At 46.3% G+C, this 18,761-nt stretch carries 12 protein-coding genes; 8 read left to right on the top strand and 4 right to left on the bottom strand.

Annotated elements, in window-relative coordinates; genetic code table 11:
* Nucleotides 1-175: 175 nt before the first annotated feature.
* Genes ABIE26_RS10820 through ABIE26_RS10800 form a run of 5 tightly spaced genes read left to right on the top strand, consistent with a single transcriptional unit; the run spans nt 176 to nt 9,688 of the window.
* The gene (locus tag ABIE26_RS10820) at nt 176-3,571 is read left to right on the top strand and encodes a SusC/RagA family TonB-linked outer membrane protein (RefSeq protein WP_310143185.1); all 3,396 of its coding nucleotides are present in this window, start codon (nt 176-178) and stop codon (nt 3,569-3,571) included.
* Nucleotides 3,572-3,588: 17 nt separating this feature from the next.
* Nucleotides 3,589-5,025: a SusD/RagB family nutrient-binding outer membrane lipoprotein gene (locus ABIE26_RS10815; RefSeq protein ID WP_310143186.1), complete on the top strand. Its 1,437-nt coding sequence runs from the start codon at nt 3,589-3,591 to the stop codon at nt 5,023-5,025.
* 12 nt (nt 5,026-5,037) lie between these two features.
* Nucleotides 5,038-6,324: a DUF5689 domain-containing protein gene (locus ABIE26_RS10810; RefSeq protein WP_310143188.1), complete on the top strand. Its 1,287-nt coding sequence runs from the start codon at nt 5,038-5,040 to the stop codon at nt 6,322-6,324.
* Between the two features lie 12 nt (nt 6,325-6,336).
* Nucleotides 6,337-7,662, top strand: coding sequence for an IPT/TIG domain-containing protein (locus tag ABIE26_RS10805; protein ID WP_310143190.1), 1,326 nt, complete (start codon nt 6,337-6,339; stop codon nt 7,660-7,662).
* A 10-nt stretch (nt 7,663-7,672) separates the two neighbouring features.
* Nucleotides 7,673-9,688, top strand: coding sequence for a TIM barrel protein (locus ABIE26_RS10800; RefSeq protein WP_310143192.1), 2,016 nt, complete (start codon nt 7,673-7,675; stop codon nt 9,686-9,688).
* Here ABIE26_RS10800 and ABIE26_RS10795 read toward each other — a convergent pair.
* Genes ABIE26_RS10795 through ABIE26_RS10780 form a run of 4 tightly spaced genes read right to left on the bottom strand, consistent with a single transcriptional unit; the run spans nt 9,685 to nt 13,640 of the window.
* Nucleotides 9,685-10,431 (bottom strand): ThuA domain-containing protein, encoded by a 747-nt coding sequence (locus ABIE26_RS10795; protein WP_310143194.1) that lies wholly within the window; start codon nt 10,429-10,431, stop codon nt 9,685-9,687. The two genes, ABIE26_RS10800 and ABIE26_RS10795, sit on opposite strands and share 4 nt — an antisense overlap.
* A gap of 4 nt (nt 10,432-10,435) precedes the next feature.
* Nucleotides 10,436-10,816: a hypothetical protein gene (locus ABIE26_RS10790; protein ID WP_310143197.1), complete on the bottom strand. Its 381-nt coding sequence runs from the start codon at nt 10,814-10,816 to the stop codon at nt 10,436-10,438.
* 12 nt (nt 10,817-10,828) lie between these two features.
* Nucleotides 10,829-11,548, bottom strand: coding sequence for a serine hydrolase domain-containing protein (locus ABIE26_RS10785; protein WP_310143198.1), 720 nt, complete (start codon nt 11,546-11,548; stop codon nt 10,829-10,831).
* Nucleotides 11,549-11,573: 25 nt separating this feature from the next.
* The gene (locus ABIE26_RS10780; protein WP_310143200.1) at nt 11,574-13,640 is read right to left on the bottom strand and encodes a TonB-dependent receptor; all 2,067 of its coding nucleotides are present in this window, start codon (nt 13,638-13,640) and stop codon (nt 11,574-11,576) included.
* 414 nt (nt 13,641-14,054) lie between these two features.
* Here ABIE26_RS10780 and ABIE26_RS10775 point away from each other — a divergent pair, with 414 nt between their 5' ends.
* The 3 genes from ABIE26_RS10775 (at nt 14,055) to leuS (ending at nt 18,665) form a co-directional block, all read left to right on the top strand.
* A complete protein-coding gene (locus tag ABIE26_RS10775) occupies nt 14,055-14,450 on the top strand; it encodes a lipocalin family protein (protein WP_084237533.1) in 396 nt (131 codons plus the stop codon).
* A 186-nt stretch (nt 14,451-14,636) separates the two neighbouring features.
* Nucleotides 14,637-15,818, top strand: a complete 1,182-nt coding sequence (locus tag ABIE26_RS10770) for a chloride channel protein (RefSeq protein ID WP_310143204.1) — start codon at nt 14,637-14,639, stop codon at nt 15,816-15,818.
* A 36-nt stretch (nt 15,819-15,854) separates the two neighbouring features.
* Nucleotides 15,855-18,665: a leucine--tRNA ligase gene (leuS, locus tag ABIE26_RS10765; protein WP_310143205.1), complete on the top strand. Its 2,811-nt coding sequence runs from the start codon at nt 15,855-15,857 to the stop codon at nt 18,663-18,665.
* Nucleotides 18,666-18,761 lie beyond the last annotated feature (96 nt).

Raw genomic sequence — 18,761 nt, 5'->3', positions numbered from 1 at the left:
GGGGCCATAATTAAGGCCAGAAGTGCTGGAAACACTCCTGACCGGAAGTTTGGAACCTTTAATAAAAACTTTCGAAGAACTCATTAACAGTTTAACCAAACCAGATCAAATGTATAAAACTTATACCAGAAATGTATTTAAACCCCCGGGTTGTCTTTACAAATTTTTATGCTTTATGAAACTCAGTATTGCTGTCTTACTGATAGGGATGATGCAGGCCAGCGCAGCATCGTTTGCCCAAAAGATTACCATTAGCAGGAAAAACACTGCGCTGCAGCCGGTTTTTAACGAAATAGCGAAGCAGAGCGGCTATGACTTCTTTTATGATGCCCATACACTTAAGGATGCAAAACGCATCAGCATAGATGTCAGGGGCGTTACTATTGAAGAGGCCCTGAAAATCTGTATGGAAGGACAAGCGCTTTTCTATACGATAGAGCACAAAGTCGTTGTTGTAAGAAAAAGGGAAAGCCCCGCAAAAAGTCAGGCCGCCCTTACCATAAGAGGAACGGTTGCAGACGAGAGCGGACAGCCGCTGATCGGGGCCTCAGTGTTGGTGAAAAACACAAAAAATGCAGCAGTAACCAATGCCAAGGGGGATTTCGAACTGAAAAATGTAGCTGCAGATGCCATTCTTGTTGTTTCTTATACCGGGTACCTGAGCCAGGAAGTTCCCCTGAACAATAAAAATAACATCAGGATCATTCTTAAGGAAGACAACCAGGCCCTGAATGAAGTGGTGGTTACCGCGCTGGGCATAAAAAGAGAAGAAAAAGCCCTGGGCTATGCCATCACAAAAGTAAAGGGAGAAGACCTGATGGATGCGGTTTCCAACAACTGGACGGATGCGCTTTCGGGTAAGATCGCGGGATTGAATATGATCAAATCCGGTGGGGGACCTGCAGGCTCAAACAAGATCATTCTGCGTGGCGAAAGCTCATTGAGCGGCGACAATTCAGCCCTCATTGTAATAGATGGGGTTATTGTCAGCTCCAAAATCACAGAGGGGAATGGCGCTTACCTGGGGTCTGAGTCGCCCGTAGATTTCGGAAACGGGATCAGCGATCTGAACCCTGAAGACATTGATAACATTACTGTGTTAAAAGGACCCGGGGCTTCTGCATTGTACGGCTACAGAGGTGCAAACGGAGCAATCATCATCACCACTAAGTCTGGGAAACCCATGCAAAAAGGATTGGGCATTTCCTTCAATTCCAATGCAACACTGGCTACCATCAACAGATGGCCGGATTATCAGTATGAGTATGGGCAGGGCGCTGCAGGGCAGGACACCTGGTATTCTTATCTGGCAACAGAAGATGGGGCAAGTACCAGGAGTACCGGTTCTGCCTGGGGTGTAAAATTTGACGGACAGGAATACTACCAGTACGATCCTGTGACCAATACCCGGGGAACGGAACGTACCCCCTGGATACCTTACAAGAACAACAGAAAAGACTTTTTTGAAACAGCCGCAACATTCACCAATAGCCTTTCCATCAGTGGTGGCAATGCAAAAACCAATGCCAGGCTTAACTTTACCAATCTGAAAAATACCTGGATCGTTCCCAATACCGGCTACGACAGGAACACAATTGCACTTTCGGTAAGCCAGAAAGTGAGCGATAAACTGACGATCGCCTCCAAGCTGAATTTCAACAACAAGTACAGTAAAAATCTGCCATCAACCGGGTATAACAATCAGACGATCATGTACTCCATGATTTCACTGGTGCCAAATGCCGACATCAACTGGTATAAAAACTATTGGGTGCCAGGATCAGAAGGAATTACCCAGATCAGCCCCTTTAGCAGTAACGTCGATAATCCCTACCTGCAGGCCTATGAAATGCTGAACGGTTCGAGAAGAAACCAGCTGGTGGGCAATGTTACTGCTACCTACGATTTTACCAAAGAGCTGAGTTTAATGGTCCGGTCGTCTATGGACTGGTCGGGCGAAGCACGTTCGCAGCAAAGGCCAAAGGATACGGAACGTTTCAAAGACGGAATGTACCGTACCCAGGATATTTTTCAGCAGGAAGTGAACAGTGATTTTCTGCTGACCTATAAGCCAGAAATACATAAAAGCTTTGATGCCAACTTCTCTTTTGGGGGAAGCGCAATGAAGAACAACTATAAAATGGTAGAGATGCGCGCCGATCGCCTGCGGTACCCGCAGATTTTTACCTTCGCCAACAGTAAAGACCTGGTCATCCCCATTACCAGGAGAAGCGACTATGCTGTAAACAGTTTATACGGACTCGCACAATTTGGTTATAAGGATAAGCTTTACCTGGATTTTACTTTAAGGAACGACTGGAGCAGTTTGCTGGCAACTTCAAATTCCATTGAAAATGTTTCTTTTATGTACCCTTCTGTCAATTTAAGCGCGGTACTTTCTGAGGTTTTTACGCTGCCGGCGCAGGTTTCTTTTTTAAAGCTGAGGGCCTCTTTTGCTGAAGTTGGCGGCTCGGGGGTAACCCCATACCTGACCGGGTACGACTATAACCCTACAGAATTTCCTTCGGGGGCTGCCAATCCGGTTGCTATTGCCAACGGCAATCTTAAACCGGAAAGGTCGCGGACACTCGAAACCGGTATAGATGCAAGGTTTTTTAAAAGCAGGCTGGGTATAGATTTCAGCTTTTACCACAGCAATGTGAGGGACCAGATCCTGAGGACCCCGATAGACAGGGCTTCAGGCTGGTCGAGTATCATCCTGAATTCCGGACTTGTCAGAAACCAGGGCGTAGAAGCCCAGGTCAACGGAATTCCCGTAAAAACAAAATCGTTTACCTGGAATGTTTTTGGCACATTTGCTGCGAACCGCAATACCGTAGTTTCGCTGGCCGACAGCATCAATACCTATATTATGCAAAGCGGACCAAGGGGTACCATGGAAGCCAGGGTTGGCAAAAGAATGGGCGACCTCTACGGCCTGGGCTACCAGCGTTCGCCCGATGGACAGATCGTTTACAATAGCCAGGGTTATCCCGTCCTTACCCAGGAAACCATGTACCTGGGCAGGGCTACCCCAGATTTTACCGCAAGTTTTGGAAGTGATTTCAGGTACAGACAGTTCAGGGCCAAATTCCTGATCGACGGACAGTATGGTGCAGTAGCTTATTCTCATAGTCATGTTGCCCTGGCCATAGCCGGCAAGCTGAAAAAGACCCTGCCAGGCCGGTACAATGGCATCATCGGAAATGGGGTTCAGCAAAATGCGGATGGTACCTATCGCCCCAACGATGTGATCGCTACCAATATTTCGGCCTATTACAATGAGCATTTTAAGGGAGATAATGTAGAGGCCAATGTATTCAGTACAGACTACATTAAGCTAAGGGAAGCCAGGGTAGATTATGTTCTACCTGCAAAGATGCTGAAAAAACTAGGGCTGCAGACTGCAATGATCGGGGTATATGGCCGCGATTTGTTCATGATCAGCGGCTGGCCGGCATTTGACCCGGAATTTGGTACACTTGGCAGCAGTGACATTCAGCGTGGCTTCGAAATCGGCCAGTTTCCTTCCACCCGAAGCTTTGGGCTCAACCTCTCATTTAGTTTTTAAGATAAACATCAGGAAAGATGAAAAAGATCATAACAACAGTCCTGCTTGCAGTTACATTGGTTTCCTGCACCAAGGAATTTAAAGAAATCAATACCAGTAAAAACGGGGTTAAAAATACAACCCCTGAAACATTGTTTACCTCCGCCCTGCACGATGTAATTACCCGCAACCTGAACAGGGCCATGCGGCTTACCAATGAATTGATGCAGGTGCATGTAACCACTTCAGATGCCGATGAGATCCACCGTTATGTGATCCGCCCGCTCGAATCCGATTATATGTGGAACAACTGGTACCTGCAGCTCACCAATTTCAAAGACATGTACAAAGGCGCTTCGGTAATCAAGAGCAATAATTATATGGGAATTGCATTGATTATGGACGTGTGGGTAAGTTCCCTGATTACCGATACCTATGGTGATGTACCTTACTCGCAGGCCAATCAGGGAAAGGAGCAAGGCATATTGCAACCTAAGTTTGACAGTCAGCAAAGCATTTATGCGAGCCTGTTCAGCAAGCTGGAAGAAGCAAATACCAGGCTGAAAGCCGCTACCGAGATTCCTGATGCAGAAAAAGGACTGGAGCCACTCTATAACGGTGATATGGTAAAATGGAGAAAATTTGGGAACAGCCTGTACCTTCGTTTACTGATGCGGACTTCGGGCCGGACTGAACTGAACGCTGCCGCCAAGATCACAGAAATCGTAGATACGAGGAAGGCAGAGTACCCGATTTTTGCCAGTAATGATGATTCAGCCATTCTACGCTTTCAAAGCACCCCACCATTGGTTTCAGAATTTTACAATTATCGCGACCTGGATTTTAACAGTGGAAGCGGTTTGGGAGAATTCTTCATCAACAACCTGAACAACTGGGAAGATCCGCGCCTGGAAAAATGGGCCACCAAGTTTGAAAACTCCTACCAGGGGATTAAAAGCGGCTATCCGGTTGGTCAGGTGCCTGCAGTGAAATCCCGCTACAGCATCGCCTTAAAAAATGAGCCCCTGCTGGGCAACATTATGAACTATGCCGAACTTCAGTTTATCCTGGCCGAAGCTTCAGTAAGGGGGCTGGTATCGGGAGCGGCACAGACCTATTATGAAAACGGCGTAAAAGCCGCAATCACCATGTGGGGCTATACTGTTCCTGCTGATTACCTGACAGCAACCACAGCAAAATGGGACCCGACAAACAATGCGTACCAGATGACGGAGAAAATCATGCTGCAAAAATATTATGCCTTGTTTTTCACTGATTTTCAGCAATGGTTTGAATACCGGAGAACAGGCTTCCCTATTCTTCCAAAAGGAGAGGGGCTGCAAAACGGCGGACAGATGCCTTCCAGGTTAAAGTACCCGGTTAATGTGCAGTCATTAAACAGTGCCAATTATAAAGACGCCGTTGCCAATATGGGCGGTGACGATTTGAATGTTAAAGTTTGGTGGAACAAATAAGCTTGATATCGCATGAAAAGAATTGAATATAAAATACTGGGCCTGCTGGTGGCAATAATTATACTGGCAGGCTGCGAAAAGGAAAATACGGCAGCAGGTCTGATCAGCCCCGTTGTGGGCGTGGATTTTATCCGCAACCTTTATAATGGTGATGACGTCAGCCTGAAAAGTGATGTTGTGATGGGAGCAACCCAGGTTGCAGGTATTGTCATTTCAGATGCCGCTTCATTGAATGTAGCTCCTGGTGAATTGCTGATCCAGAATGTCTCGAAAAATAAACTCGCCGGAATTTCACTGGATTTCGGAACGGCCAGCCTGAATTCCTATAAACCCGGCGACTCGGTTAAAGTTGACCTGAGTGGTGCCACACTTGTTCGCCGTAAAGGTAAACTCCAGATCAGCGGGCTGAACCCTGCCGGAATTACCAAAGTAAAATCTGGTGTGGAGACCATTGCAAGGACCATTGCACTCAGTGACCTGTTTTCCAATTTCCAGGCTTACGAAAGTACGCTGATCAGGATCAATAATGCAGGTATTATGCCTGTTCCGGTAGCAGGTGATACCTTTGAAGGGGATAAGCTGCTGGACGACGGTACGGGGGGCAGCATTTACCTGAGTACCCAAAGTACAGCATCGTTTGCCGCTGAAAGCCTGCCTATGAATGCTACATTTGTGGGGATTGCAACCTACTTCAATGCAACTAAAGACAGCAATATCGGTGCAAAACAATTGCTCAGGATGCGCAATGAGAATGATGTAAGCAATGCCAGTGGTACCATATATGCAAAATTCCCGGAAGATTTTGAGGCACCTGCAGCATCAGAAAAAGCAATTTTTGACATGCCCGCCACGGGCAACAATGTTGTCCTGAAGTCCGGCAGCTGGAACCTGCACCAGTGTATCTTCGGTGCGGTACGGAACAGCGACAGGTTTGATCCGAGAGGTAACCAGTGTATCCGCATGCAGAAAAACCTGAGTGTCCCTGCGTTTTTACAGATGAATTTCGACCTGCCGAATGGGGCCTCCAAAGTTACGCTGGTATACGGGGCGTATGGTACTGAGCCTTCTTCAACCTGGAGGCTGGAATACTCCCAGGATGCCGGCGCAAGCTGGAAAGCTGCAGGGGAAGATGTTTCAGATGCTTCGGCTGTGGCCAAAAGCGTAACTTTTAACCTGAACATTAAAGGGAATGTGCGGTTCAGGGTGAATAAGCTGGGGCTTGGTGTATCCAATGTACCCTTTTTGCTCAACGGACTGCTCAATATAGATTCATTTACAGTTTATCAAAACATTGATTAATATTCAACAGATATGATAAAGAAATTGCTTTACATAACATCGATGACCATGCTGCTTTTTACGGCTTGCAGCAAAGAAGAGCAGGCCATTCCGCTCAATCCGGTTATCAAATCCATTTTACCTGCACAGGGCCCGGCAAAAACAATTGTTACCATAAAAGGTAAGCGTTTCAGCACCAGCCCCGATGGTAACATCGTGAAATTTGCAGGAATAAATGCCCGTGTAATATCGGCTACAGATACCTTACTGCAGGTTGAAGCGCCTGAAGATGGCGGAACGGGCAGCATAACGGTTGGTGTGATGGGCAGGACGTCGAAAGGACCTGTGTTTTCCTATGGCGAGATTGCAATTGAATACATCAACAGTACCTATTCTGGTGCAGCAGCCGGTGATGCCGTTGGTTCCCTTGATGAGGCCAGGTTCAGAAGTCCGGAAGGACTGATCATGGACAGCAAGGGAAACCTAATTGTGGCCGACAGGGGCAATAACCGCATTAAAATGATCACACCTGCCGGACAGGTTTCTGTAATCGCGGGATCAGGTGTGGCCGGAGCTGTGGACGGTGCTGCAGATGTAGCCCAGTTTCGTAACCCCTATAAGGTTGGGATAGATAAAGATGACAATATATACGTGGCAGATAACGGAAATCACCGCATCCGGAAAATTGCAGCCGGTACCGGAGTGGTCACAACTATTGCAGGAAGTTCGGCCGGATTCCTGGACGGGGTAGGTACAGCTGCCCGCTTTAACGGACCTATTGCCATCGCTACCGACCTTAACGGGAACATCTATGTAGCCGACAACAATAACCATGCAGTCCGTAAAATTGCACCAAATGGCCTGGTCACCACCATTGGTGGAAATGGTACTACCGGGTATAGTGACGGTACATGGCCAAATGTACGTTTTGCAAACCCCTCCGGACTTGCTGTTGATGCCAATGGCGATGTACTGGTGGCCGACAGGAAAAATAACCGGATCCGAAAAATAACGGTAAATACCGGTGTGGTAACTACCATTGCGGGTACTGGTGTACGGGAATCTATAGACGGGAACGGATTAAAATCGGCATTTTCTGAACCATTCGGTATATCCATTGACACCAAAGGCAATTATTATATCGCTGATCTGACCAGTCATATGCTGCGGCTGATGCGGCCTTCGGGAGATGTGATCACCCTCGGGGGCGATGGTACGGCCGGATTTCTGGATGGTGGTAAAACAGGTTCCAAATACAACCAGCCTACCGATGCAGTAGCCGATCGTAACGGAATCATTTTTGTGGCCGATCTTTCCAATGCACGCATCCGTAAAATAACTCCGGGCAATCCACTTTAAACCATACCCTATGAGAATCAATTTACAACTGCTTATTTTACTGGTACTCCTTTTGTTCAGTGAGACCGCAGGAGCCAGGCAGCAGCCTAAACGCCTGAAACTGGGCTATTCCATAGCCATTACCGCCATCACACCGGAGAAAATGGCCTATGCCAGATCAGCCGGAATAGATTACATAGAAGTATCCATGAACCCTTTGGTTGGCAAAAACCGTGAATTTAAACTTACAGATGTGCAACTACTGGCGAGGGCAAAGCAGGCAAAAAAAGCAGCCAACGATGCCGGGATCAGGATCTGGTCTGTGCATATGCCCTATGCAAAAGATGTAGATCTTTCGTTGCTGAAAGAAGAGGAACGCCTACAGGTAGTGGCCTTGCATCAGAAAGTACTGACTTACTGCAAAATCCTTCAGCCTGAAATTGTACTCTTCCATCCCAGTTATTACCTGGGCTTAAATGAAAGGGAAATGCGCATCAAACAGCTGGTAAAATCTGTAGCAACACTGAACCTGACCGTTAAACAGATCGGTTCCACTATGGTTGTGGAGAACATGCTGGGCTTTGAACTCCTGGCCGATGCAAAGCGGGAAAGACCCCTGTGCCGTACCGTGGAGGAAACCAGCCAGATCATGGATCTGCTGCCTGTTGATGTATATTCAGCTATCGACATGAACCACATTAAGCATCCCGAAAACCTCATACTGGCTATGGGTAAACGCCTGCGCAGTGTGCATATTGCCGATGGCACAGGGAAGCAGGAAAATCACTATTTCCCATGTTCAGGTCAGGGACAAAACAACTGGGTAGCGATACTTAAGGCCCTGGACCAGGTCGGTTATACCGGGCCGTTCATGTACGAAAGTGCTTATAAGGATGTGAAGGACATGAAGCCCTGTTATGAAAGTCTGTACCAGAATCTGCTGCAGTCAGATAAGACCGACTCCATCCTGATTGCCAAGAATTTTCCTTTACTGCTTCAATTGGAAAAGAACGGCCCCGCCGGTAAAGCGTTGCTTAAAAACAAGCAGATCCAAAAGATCCTGACCGCACAACGCAAGCGGGTACAACAGGCAATCCATAGCTGTAAAATGGCTTCCTGCTATGCCGAAGCCATAAAGTGGGACCGAAAGGAAATCAATGAAATTGGCAACGAACTGATCAGACTAAAAATCAAGGGGCTGGACAGGGATACCGTGGTTTTAAGGAAATCCTGGAACAACTGTGCCCTGGCAATTAACCGGATTTTTGATGTATACATTTCTTCCAAAGCGCCCCGGTACCCAAAAATTGACTCTATCAGTTTTAAACGCGGAGACAGCCTTTTTCTTGCACAAGTGCAGCAGCTGCTGAAACATAAAATTGCAGGGGATAAGCAATTGGCATTTTTTGAGCTGCCACTTCGCGGTGCCATTGATATTTTGAAACTAAACGGGAGGGATGAGGCCGCACGCTACGAACCCCTGAATTCCGGCCTTAATGCTGCACCTTTCCGAAAAGCAGGCCTTACCGATTGGAAAGCTTTCAAATACAGCATGATCCTGGTGCCTGGTTTAGGTCCCGAAGTACCAGGGATGGCCTTAGATCCGAATGGTGCCAAACGTTGCGAGGCCGCTGTGCTGCGTTACAAGCAAGGGCTGGCACCTTTTATTGTAGTTTCGGGCGGACAGGTACATCCCTTCAGAACGCCATTCAACGAAGCTGTTGAAATGAAAAAATATCTGGTAGAAAAATTAGGTATCCCCGAAGATGTGGTGTTTATTGAGCCGCATGCCAGGCATACCACCACCAATATCCGCAATGCCAGCCGCATGATCTTCCGTTTTGGTATGCCTGCAGATAAGCCGGTGCTGATTGTTACCGACACAAGCCAGAGTAAGTATATTGTTGAACGGATGGGGAAAACTGCCATGAGAGACCTGGGGTATCTGCCTTATAAAGATCTGGCAGCGCTGGGGCCCGAAGACACTGTTTTTTATCCGGTCGCACAGTCGCAGGAACCTGATCCTTTTGATCCGCTGGATCCTTAGAGGACAGTTTCCATTTTTTTAACACCCATTGCGTATTGTATGCCGCCAAGTATGTGTTTTAAAAAGAGTGGGTCTGTATAAGATTCTTCAACATGGCCAAGTGCAGTATAAAAGGACCTGCCGCCATCAAAATCATGATACCAGGACATGGGGTGATTGTCGCCATTCGCCCCACCCTTATAACTGCTTTCATCAATTTTTATCAGCACTTTAAGATCCGGATTTATCGCTTTAAAGTTGTACCATTCGTCTTTTCTTTTCCAGGCTTCCGGCAGATGTCTGGTAGCAATGGTTTTGGTGTTGATCACATTTAAGGTAGCTACCTGCTGGGCGGGGTGACTGATAAACCAGGCTCCGGCCAGTTTGCCGTACCAGGGCCAGCCGTATTCGGTATCAGTAGCGGCATGGATACCGGCATATCCGCCTCCTGCTTTAATGTATTGTTCAAAAGCGGCCTGCTGGCCTTCATCAAAAACATCACCGGTTGTGCTCAGAAAAACAACCGCTGCATATTTTTTTAAATTTTTTAGCGTAAACAAAGCTGCGTTTTTTGTGGTGTCTACCTCAAAATCGTTTTCCCTGCCCAATTGTTGAATAGCTGCAATTCCTGCAGGAATAGATTGGTGATAAAAACCTGCCGTCTTTGAAAAAACCAGTATCCTCTTCTTTTTGGCTGTTGCAGGCAACGTGAAGATCAATATAAGAAAGGCAACTGTCAGGCATCGGGCAAAGGTATTTGACATGGCTTCAATAGTTTGAAGCTAATGTAGTAAATATTTTCTGCCAGTCGGCCTTTCCCCTGCTTTTTCCAAGCCTTACAATAATCATGTTTTTTGAAGGGTTTACATATACATATTGCCCAAGAATTCCGGCTGCCATAAAATCGCCTGTTTTACTGGGCAGCCACCATTGCTGCTGGTAATACCAGGCGCTTCCATTACTGGTATCCACACTGGTCGATTCCTTTACCCAGCTAGCCGGAACAAGCTGTTTGCCGTTCCAGTTTCCTTTGTTTAAATAGAGGCGGCCAATCTTTGCAAAATCGTAGGCCCTGGCGTTGATGCAGCAAAATGTTTTTTCCAGCCCGTTTTTTTGCCTGTCTATGCTCCAGCTTGCATCGTATTCCATACCCAGGGGCTGCTATAATTTTTCCTGCAGGTATTGTGTCACCGTCTTGTTCTTTAACGCCCTTTCCAACACAAGTCCCAGCAATTGGGTATTTCCGCTAACATATTCAAACTGCTGCCCCGGTCCCCGTTTTAAAGTCATTTTGGCAATGGCCTTTCTCAGGTTGGTTCCATAATAAAATGTAGCTACTTCCGAAAAAGGGTTTACATAACCCTCCCTGAATTTAATTCCAGAGGTCATTTGCAGCAGGTGTTTGATGGTCACTTTTTCGAAGCCGTTTTTCTGCAGCTCGGGCAGGTATGCAGTGACAGGTTCAGCAGTAGATTTGATCAGTCCGTCTGCTATTGCACAGCCGATCAGTATAGAGGTGACAGACTTGGCCATAGAGAACGAAGGAACAATAGAGGTCTTATCGTATCCTTTAAAGTACTTTTCGTATTTGATGGTATCATTTTGTATAATGAGGAAAGCCACCGTTTTATGGGCTTCCATATAGCTGTCGAAAGGAATTCCGGTTCCATCTGTTGCACTGATATTTGCAGGTGTTCTCTGCTGCGCGGAAACATGAAAACTGAATTTCAGGCTGTCGTTGTGCAGCGTCCGTGCAGGAAACTTTTTGTAATCCTTAATGTCCGCAAAATTGTAAAATACAAATCTGGATATTTTGCAGGAACCTAAAAGACCAATGCTTAACGCTGCGAGCAGCAGATATGGGAAGTGCCGGGTTTTCATCTTTTTTATTCTTGAGATTTAATTTCTACAGTTTATTTAGTCTTAGCGCCACTCCCCCGTAAAAATTCCGCGTAGCGGCAGCATTAAAATACCTGCCGCCAAAGGCGTTCAGATCGTTGCCCAGGCTATACTTTTGGTTCAATATATTGTCTGCACCTGCAAAAATCTCTAAAGGAACACGGCCAATGCGCAAATTCTTCCAGCCGATTTTAGTCTGCAGGATATGGTATTTTTTAGCGTATGCCGTATTGGCGTCATTTAACGGAATGCGGGAAGTGAAGCTGTGCTGTAAAAAGAGATAAAAATCTTTGGGGAATTGTATATCTGCACTGCTCACACACATGGTTTTAGGTACCCCGGTAAGGTGGTTGCCCGAAAAATCATCGGTTTTATCTATGTAGTCTTCAAATTTAAAGTGGCTCAGTGTATAGGCGTTGCGCAGTTGAACTCCCCTGATTAGCTTGCTGGCATTCATCTTTACCAACCAGAAAGATAGTGCCGTCTCCAGTCCCCATTGCCTGGTGCCCCCTGCATTGATAAAGAACTCTGCATTGTTTTCATCCAGACGCCTTACTATGGCATTGTTCAGCTGATAATAAAACCCGGTTACCTCAATAAACAGACGGTTGTCGGGTAGCTGGTACCTGATGCCGCCTTCATAATTCCATCCGTATTCGGGCTGCAGGTCAACATTGATCACATTGTTCGAAGCCCTGATCTCGCTGATGCTGGGCGGCGAATACCCCTTACTTACAGAAGCTTTTAAAGCAATATCCGGACTAGCCATGTAGGAAACTGCAAGTCTTGGCATCAATTGCACATCAAACCTGTTGGTACGCGCTGCAATAGCTATCGGTACAATACTTTCATAGGCATATTTATACAAATTGGCACTGGCTGAAAGTTCAAACAGCCATTTGTTCAGCACATCAATGCTCAGATGAGCGAAAGCAAAATTTGCACCTGCTTTTAATTGATCAGAGGCCATAAGGTTGCCGGGCGTACCAAAGTCATTACCATAGTTGTCAATGTCGGAAGATGTGCGCATGCTTTCGGCACCCAAATTAAATTTCAGGCTGAGGTCTGTATACTTTTTTCCGTATTCCAGATAAGAGCGCAGGCCAAGAGTAAATTCTTTACGCTTCTCGTAATTGCTGATGAAAGGGTTTTTAAAATCCGTATAAGAAGAAAATACAGCTACCACGTGTTTCAGGTAATCCGTGATCTGCCAGTTGTGGGAAATCCCGCCATAAAGGGTTTTACTGTAAATACCAGCTTTTTGCTCTATAGCACTTTTAGCAGCACCGGCTGCAGGTCTCGATAGTTTTGGGTTTTGCAGGTATTGTGCTTCTGTAAGGCCGCCTGGAGTATTGTAATGCAGGTCGGAGTAAAAGATCAGGGCTTTTAATGCCACATTTTTTGCGTAGTCCCATTTTTGCAGGGTTTGAAAATATTTGCGGTCCATGGCGCTGTGGTCGCGGTAACCATCGCTGCGCTGATAGGCCTGGGTAAGGTTGAAGCTGTATTTATGGAACTGTTTGCTGAGGCTCAGATCTTCCCTGAACGCACCAAACGAACCTCCTTCAATTTTTAAAGCCAATGCTGTACTGTCGGGCGTTGCGCCCTGTGGCTGCACCAAGATCACGCCGCCTGAATTCGCCCCGAATATACTGCTGTGCGGGCCTTTTAATACCTGGATCCCGGTGGCTGCAGCAACATCGAGCGCATTGAAATAACTGCCTCCGCCTGCGTCGGTAAGCGGGAAGTCGTCGACATAGATTTTAATGTTCCTGATGCCGAAAGGAGAACGTAATAAGCTGCCCCGGATGGAAAGCCGGTAACTCCCTGGAGATCGTTCCTCCATACGTACTCCCGAAATGGTGTTTATAGCCGATACAAATGAATTTGATGGTTGCCTGCTGAGTACAGCCTGGTCTATTGTTCCGACACTGCCGGTAGACCGCATGAGCGGCTGGGCAGAAAAATAAGGATGGATGACTACTTCTTTAAGTCTTTTTGTGGTGTCTTGTTTATCTTGTGCAAGGCCCGAAAAGCAAAACGCAATCAGACAGGCCGTAAAAAATGTTTTCATCTGGAACAAAGCTAAAATTTAAGCGTTAATTTTTATAGGTTAAATCTGGCTATTTACTATTCCGTTTAAGCATCCATACTGCTATCGGACAGTGTTGAAGCTGTGTTGTACCTGCACTTTTGTTTTTTAGTAGACCTTTTCGTCCTTTTTAGATTCCTGCTAAATCCTTTCCTGATCATTTTGACCTAGAAAGGACCTAGGAAAGACCTAGAAAGGACCTGGCAAAGATTTAAAAATATAAGACTCATATCGTACACAGGCAAAAGCTTTTCTGGGCAGAGCGCAGCTGCTTAATCCAGAGGATTCATCTTTGGAATAAAATTTGTGTAACATTTTTGTACCAAAAGAAGATTACCTGCGTTAAGTTGTAAATAATCATATCAGAAAAAAATAATCACCCAAAAAAATGCAATTATGAAAAAACAAATTACTTTAGCCGCTACGCTATTATTGATGGTTATTGGCTTTTCCAGCTGTCAGAAAGAGGAACAGACGAGTTTGAAAAAAGACATTATCGGCACCTGGAAAGTAGCAAAAATAGAAACAACCGTACAGGGCTCGGCAACCGAAACCTATACAGGTGTTGCGTCGGATACCTTTGAATTCCGGAATAATGAGCAGGATGAGGTAATTGTAAATTTAAAATCCCAGAGTTTTATCGGCACCTATGTAGTGATGGAAGGTAAAGCGCTTAACCTGAGTTATGGTGGCAAGTTGTATACGACCACGGTGACTACCGTTACGGGCAATAAACTGGAGTTTTCAGGCAGCGTTGATAAAAGCAGTATCAAATTCTATCTGACAAGATAATTACGGGCACACTATTAAACCTGAGGGCTGTCTGGTTTTTGCCAGGCAGCTTTTTTTGAGCAAATTTAAATTCGGCTATATTTGCCCTCAGACCTGTTGGAAAATTAACAGGCAGGGCCGGTAGGTATGGTTAAACACACAACGTCATTTTCTTTTCCGTATTTATTTAAATGGCTTGTTCTTGTCTTGATTGCAGGTACTGCTGCCGGAACCTTGTCGGCTTTGTTCTTATCAAGCCTGAACCTGGTTACGGATTTCAGGAACCAGCACCATTGGCTGATTTACTTTTTACCGGTCGCTGGTTTTATTGTCGGCCTGCTGTACCATTATACCGGCAAGGGGGTAGAACGGGGCAACAATCTGCTATTTGATACCGTACATAACCCGAAAGACATCATTCCCCTTAAAATGGTACCCTTGGTGCTTGGCGGAACGCTGCTGACCCATCTTTTTGGGGGCTCGGCAGGTAGGGAAGGCACGGCTTTACAGATGGCGGGTGCCGCTGCCGATCAGTTGCATAAACCTTTCAGGCTGAATGCTGCCGATCGTACCATCTTGCTCATTTCGGGTTTAAGTGCAGGCTTTGCCTCCGTTTTTGGTACACCCCTGGCTAGTATCGTTTTTAGTATTGAAGTGCTTTTGCTGGCAAAAATACCCTACAAGGCCCTATTGCCAGCCACAGCAAGTGCTTATATGGGAGCCTGGGTGACCAGCTTATGGGGTGTTGGGCATACGCATTATCACATTCCGGAAGTTTTGCCCCTCTCGGTAAAAGGCCTAGCCTACAGCGGTATTGCCGGCATTGCATTCGGGCTGGCTGCCATTGTGTTTGTCCGCCTGACAGAGGGCCTGTCCCATATCTTTAAAAAAATTGACTATATGCCGCTACGCCCTTTGGCAGGTGGTATTGTGCTGGTATTGTTATTTTTAATACCAGGGACGTATAAGTTTGCGGGTTTAGGCATCCCAACAATTGTGGAGTCCTTTAGCACAGCGAGCCATCCTCAGGATTTTGCCCTTAAAATCCTGTTTACGGCCATCACGCTTGGGGCCGGTTTCAAAGGGGGGGAGGTAACCCCGCTTTTCTTTATCGGGGCAACGCTCGGTAGTGCTCTATCTGTATTCCTTCCATTGCCGCTGGGTTTATTGGCAGGGATGGGCTTTGTAGCTGTTTTTGCCGGTGCGGCCAAAACGCCTTTGGCCTGTTGTGTAATGGCAATGGAACTGTTTGGACTTTCATGTGGGTTATATGCTGCCATCGCCTGTGTAGTGGCTTACCTCATCTCGGGCCGGCACAGCATCTACAACGCAGCTGAAAATAAAACCCCCAAACACTTATTGTTTGGTAAAATCAGGAATGTGTTTTAATTTCTTTATTTTCGCGCTATAAAAGGAATAGCATTAATGGATTACCAATTTAAAGAAATAGAGCAGAAGTGGCAAAAGTTCTGGGCTCAGCATTCAACGTTTAAAGCAGAAAAAAATACTGCAAAACCTAAGTTTTATGTACTGGATATGTTTCCCTATCCTTCGGGAGCGGGCTTACACGTTGGACATCCGCTGGGCTATATTGCTTCTGATATATTTTCCAGGTATAAGCGGTTAAAGGGCTTTAATGTGCTGCATCCTATGGGCTACGATTCTTTCGGGTTACCGGCAGAGCAATATGCCATTCAAACCGGGCAGCATCCGGCTTTAACTACTGAAGCCAACATCAATACCTACCGCAAACAACTGGATGGGATCGGCTTTTCTTTTGACTGGAGCAGGGAACTGCGTACCAGCGATCCTGAATATTACAAATGGACACAGTGGATCTTTATGCAGCTGTTCAATTCATGGTATAACCTGGAAACAGACCGTGCAGAAGACATGACCACTTTGATAGAAAAATTTAATGCTGCCGGCAGCGCCGACGTAAAGGCTGTTTGTGATGAGGACACAAAAAGCTTTATGCCGAGCGACTGGGCCGCCATGACCGATGAAGAAAAACAGGAAGAACTTTTAAAATACCGCCTGACCTATTTAAAGGAAAGTACGGTAAACTGGTGCGCTGCCCTGGGTACGGTACTGGCCAATGATGAGGTGAAAGATGGCTTTTCGGAACGCGGCGGCCACCCTGTGGAACAAAAGAAAATGATGCAATGGAGCATGCGCATTTCTGCTTACGCAGAGCGTTTGCTGCAAGGCTTAAATACAATAGACTGGCCTGAGCCGGTGAAAGAGATGCAGCGCAATTGGATCGGTAAAAGTGTTGGGGCGAGTGTAAAGTTTAAAATTGAAGCTGCAGAAACGAAAAACCTGCCTTTGAATGTAGATTCGATAGAGGTTTTTACCACCAGGGTGGATACTATTTTTGGGGTTTCTTATCTGGTGCTGGCACCGGAACATGAACTGGTTGCGGTGCTGACCACCGCTGAGCAGCAGGCAGATATCGACAAGTATATTGCGCAGACGAAGAAAAAATCGGAGCTTGACCGTATGGCCGATACCAAAACAGTATCGGGTGCATTTACCGGCAGCTATGTGATTAACCCGGTTAGCGGTGAGCGGATCCAGTTGTGGATTGCTGATTATGTGCTTGCAGGTTATGGAACCGGAGCGGTAATGGGGGTGCCGAGCGGCGACCAGCGCGACTGGCTGTTTGCCCGTCATTTTAACCTGCCGGTGGTCCAGATCCTGGATGCGCAGCAGGATATTGAGCATCAGGCAGATGCCACCAAAGAAGGAAAGTACATCAATTCCGGTTTCATTAACGGAATGAACTATAACGAGGCTGTGGCTACACTGAATGCATGGCTGGAAGAAAAAGAAGTAGGGAAAGCAAAAGTGAACTACCGCATGCGTGATGCTATTTTTGGCAGGCAGCGCTATTGGGGAGAACCTATTCCGGTATATTTTAAAGATGGACTGCCGTATCTGATCAAAGAAGAAGAACTTCCGCTGATGCTGCCGGAGATTGATAAGTACCTGCCAACAGAAACCGGTGAGCCGCCATTGGGAAGGGCCGAGGACTGGAAATATGAAGACGAGTACGAGTATGAGCTGAGCACCATGCCGGGATGGGCAGGGTCGAGCTGGTACTGGTACCGCTATATGGATGCCAGGAACGACTCAGACTTTGCTTCAAAAGAAGCTATTACTTACTGGAAAGATGTTGACTTGTATATAGGTGGCGCTGAGCATGCAACCGGGCACCTGTTGTACAGCCGTTTCTGGAACAAGTTCCTGAAAGACCTGGGCTATGTGCAGGAGGAAGAACCTTTCAAAAAACTGATAAACCAGGGCATGATACAAGGGCGGAGCAGTTTCGTATACCGGGTTATTGACGAAACAGGCAGAGGCACCAATACTTTGGTTTCTTACGGCTTAAGAAAAGACTATAAAACATCGGCGCTGCATGTAGATGTAAATATTGTTGACAACGACATATTGAACATTGAGCAATTTAAATTGTTCAGGCCTGAGTTTGCGGATGCAGAATTTATCCTCGAAAATGGCAAATACATTTGCGGTGTAGAGGTAGAAAAGATGTCTAAATCTAAATTCAATGTGGTAAACCCTGATGTGCTGATTGAAAGTTATGGTGCCGATACCTTGCGCATGTACGAGATGTTTTTAGGTCCGCTGGAGCAAAGTAAACCATGGAATACCAATGGTATTGAAGGGGTGTTTAAATTCCTGCGCAAATTCTGGCGTTTGTTCCATAACGAAAACTGGGATTTCCATGTAAGTGATTCTGTCCCTGCAAAGGCCGAATTGAAAGCCCTGCATAAGATCATTAAAAAAGTACAGGACGATATTGAGCGGTTTTCGTTCAATACCTCTGTTTCCAGTTTTATGATTGCTGTGAATGAGCTTACCGAACTGAAATGTAAAAACCGCCAGGTGCTGGAAGACCTGGTTGTGGTGCTTTCGCCCTATGCACCGCACATTTGCGAAGAGCTGTGGGCATTGCTGGGGCATGAGGAGGGCAGCTTGTCGTATACCGCTTATCCGACCTTTAATCCGGAATACCTGGTAGAAGACGAGTTCAGTTATCCGATTTCGGTAAATGGAAAAACGCGCATGAACCTGAATATTGCGCTCACCTTGCAGCCTAAAGAAGTAGAAGCCCTGGTGCTGGCCAATGATGATATTCAGAAATACCTGGAGGGAAAGACACCTAAGAAGGTGATTGTTGTTCCCGGAAGGATTGTAAATATTGTAATATAGAAAATAACCGTTCTCTTTCTGAGAAGGTATTTTTGCCGTTAAAGGAGAACCTGGGCCTTTGCTTAGCACGGACCCAGGTTCTCTTACTTTCTTAGG

Origin of the sequence: Pedobacter africanus, from assembly GCF_040548825.1 — a bacterium.
Classification (GTDB): Bacteria; Bacteroidota; Bacteroidia; order Sphingobacteriales; family Sphingobacteriaceae; genus Pedobacter; species Pedobacter africanus_A.
This window is presented reverse-complemented; position numbering and strand designations above follow the sequence as displayed.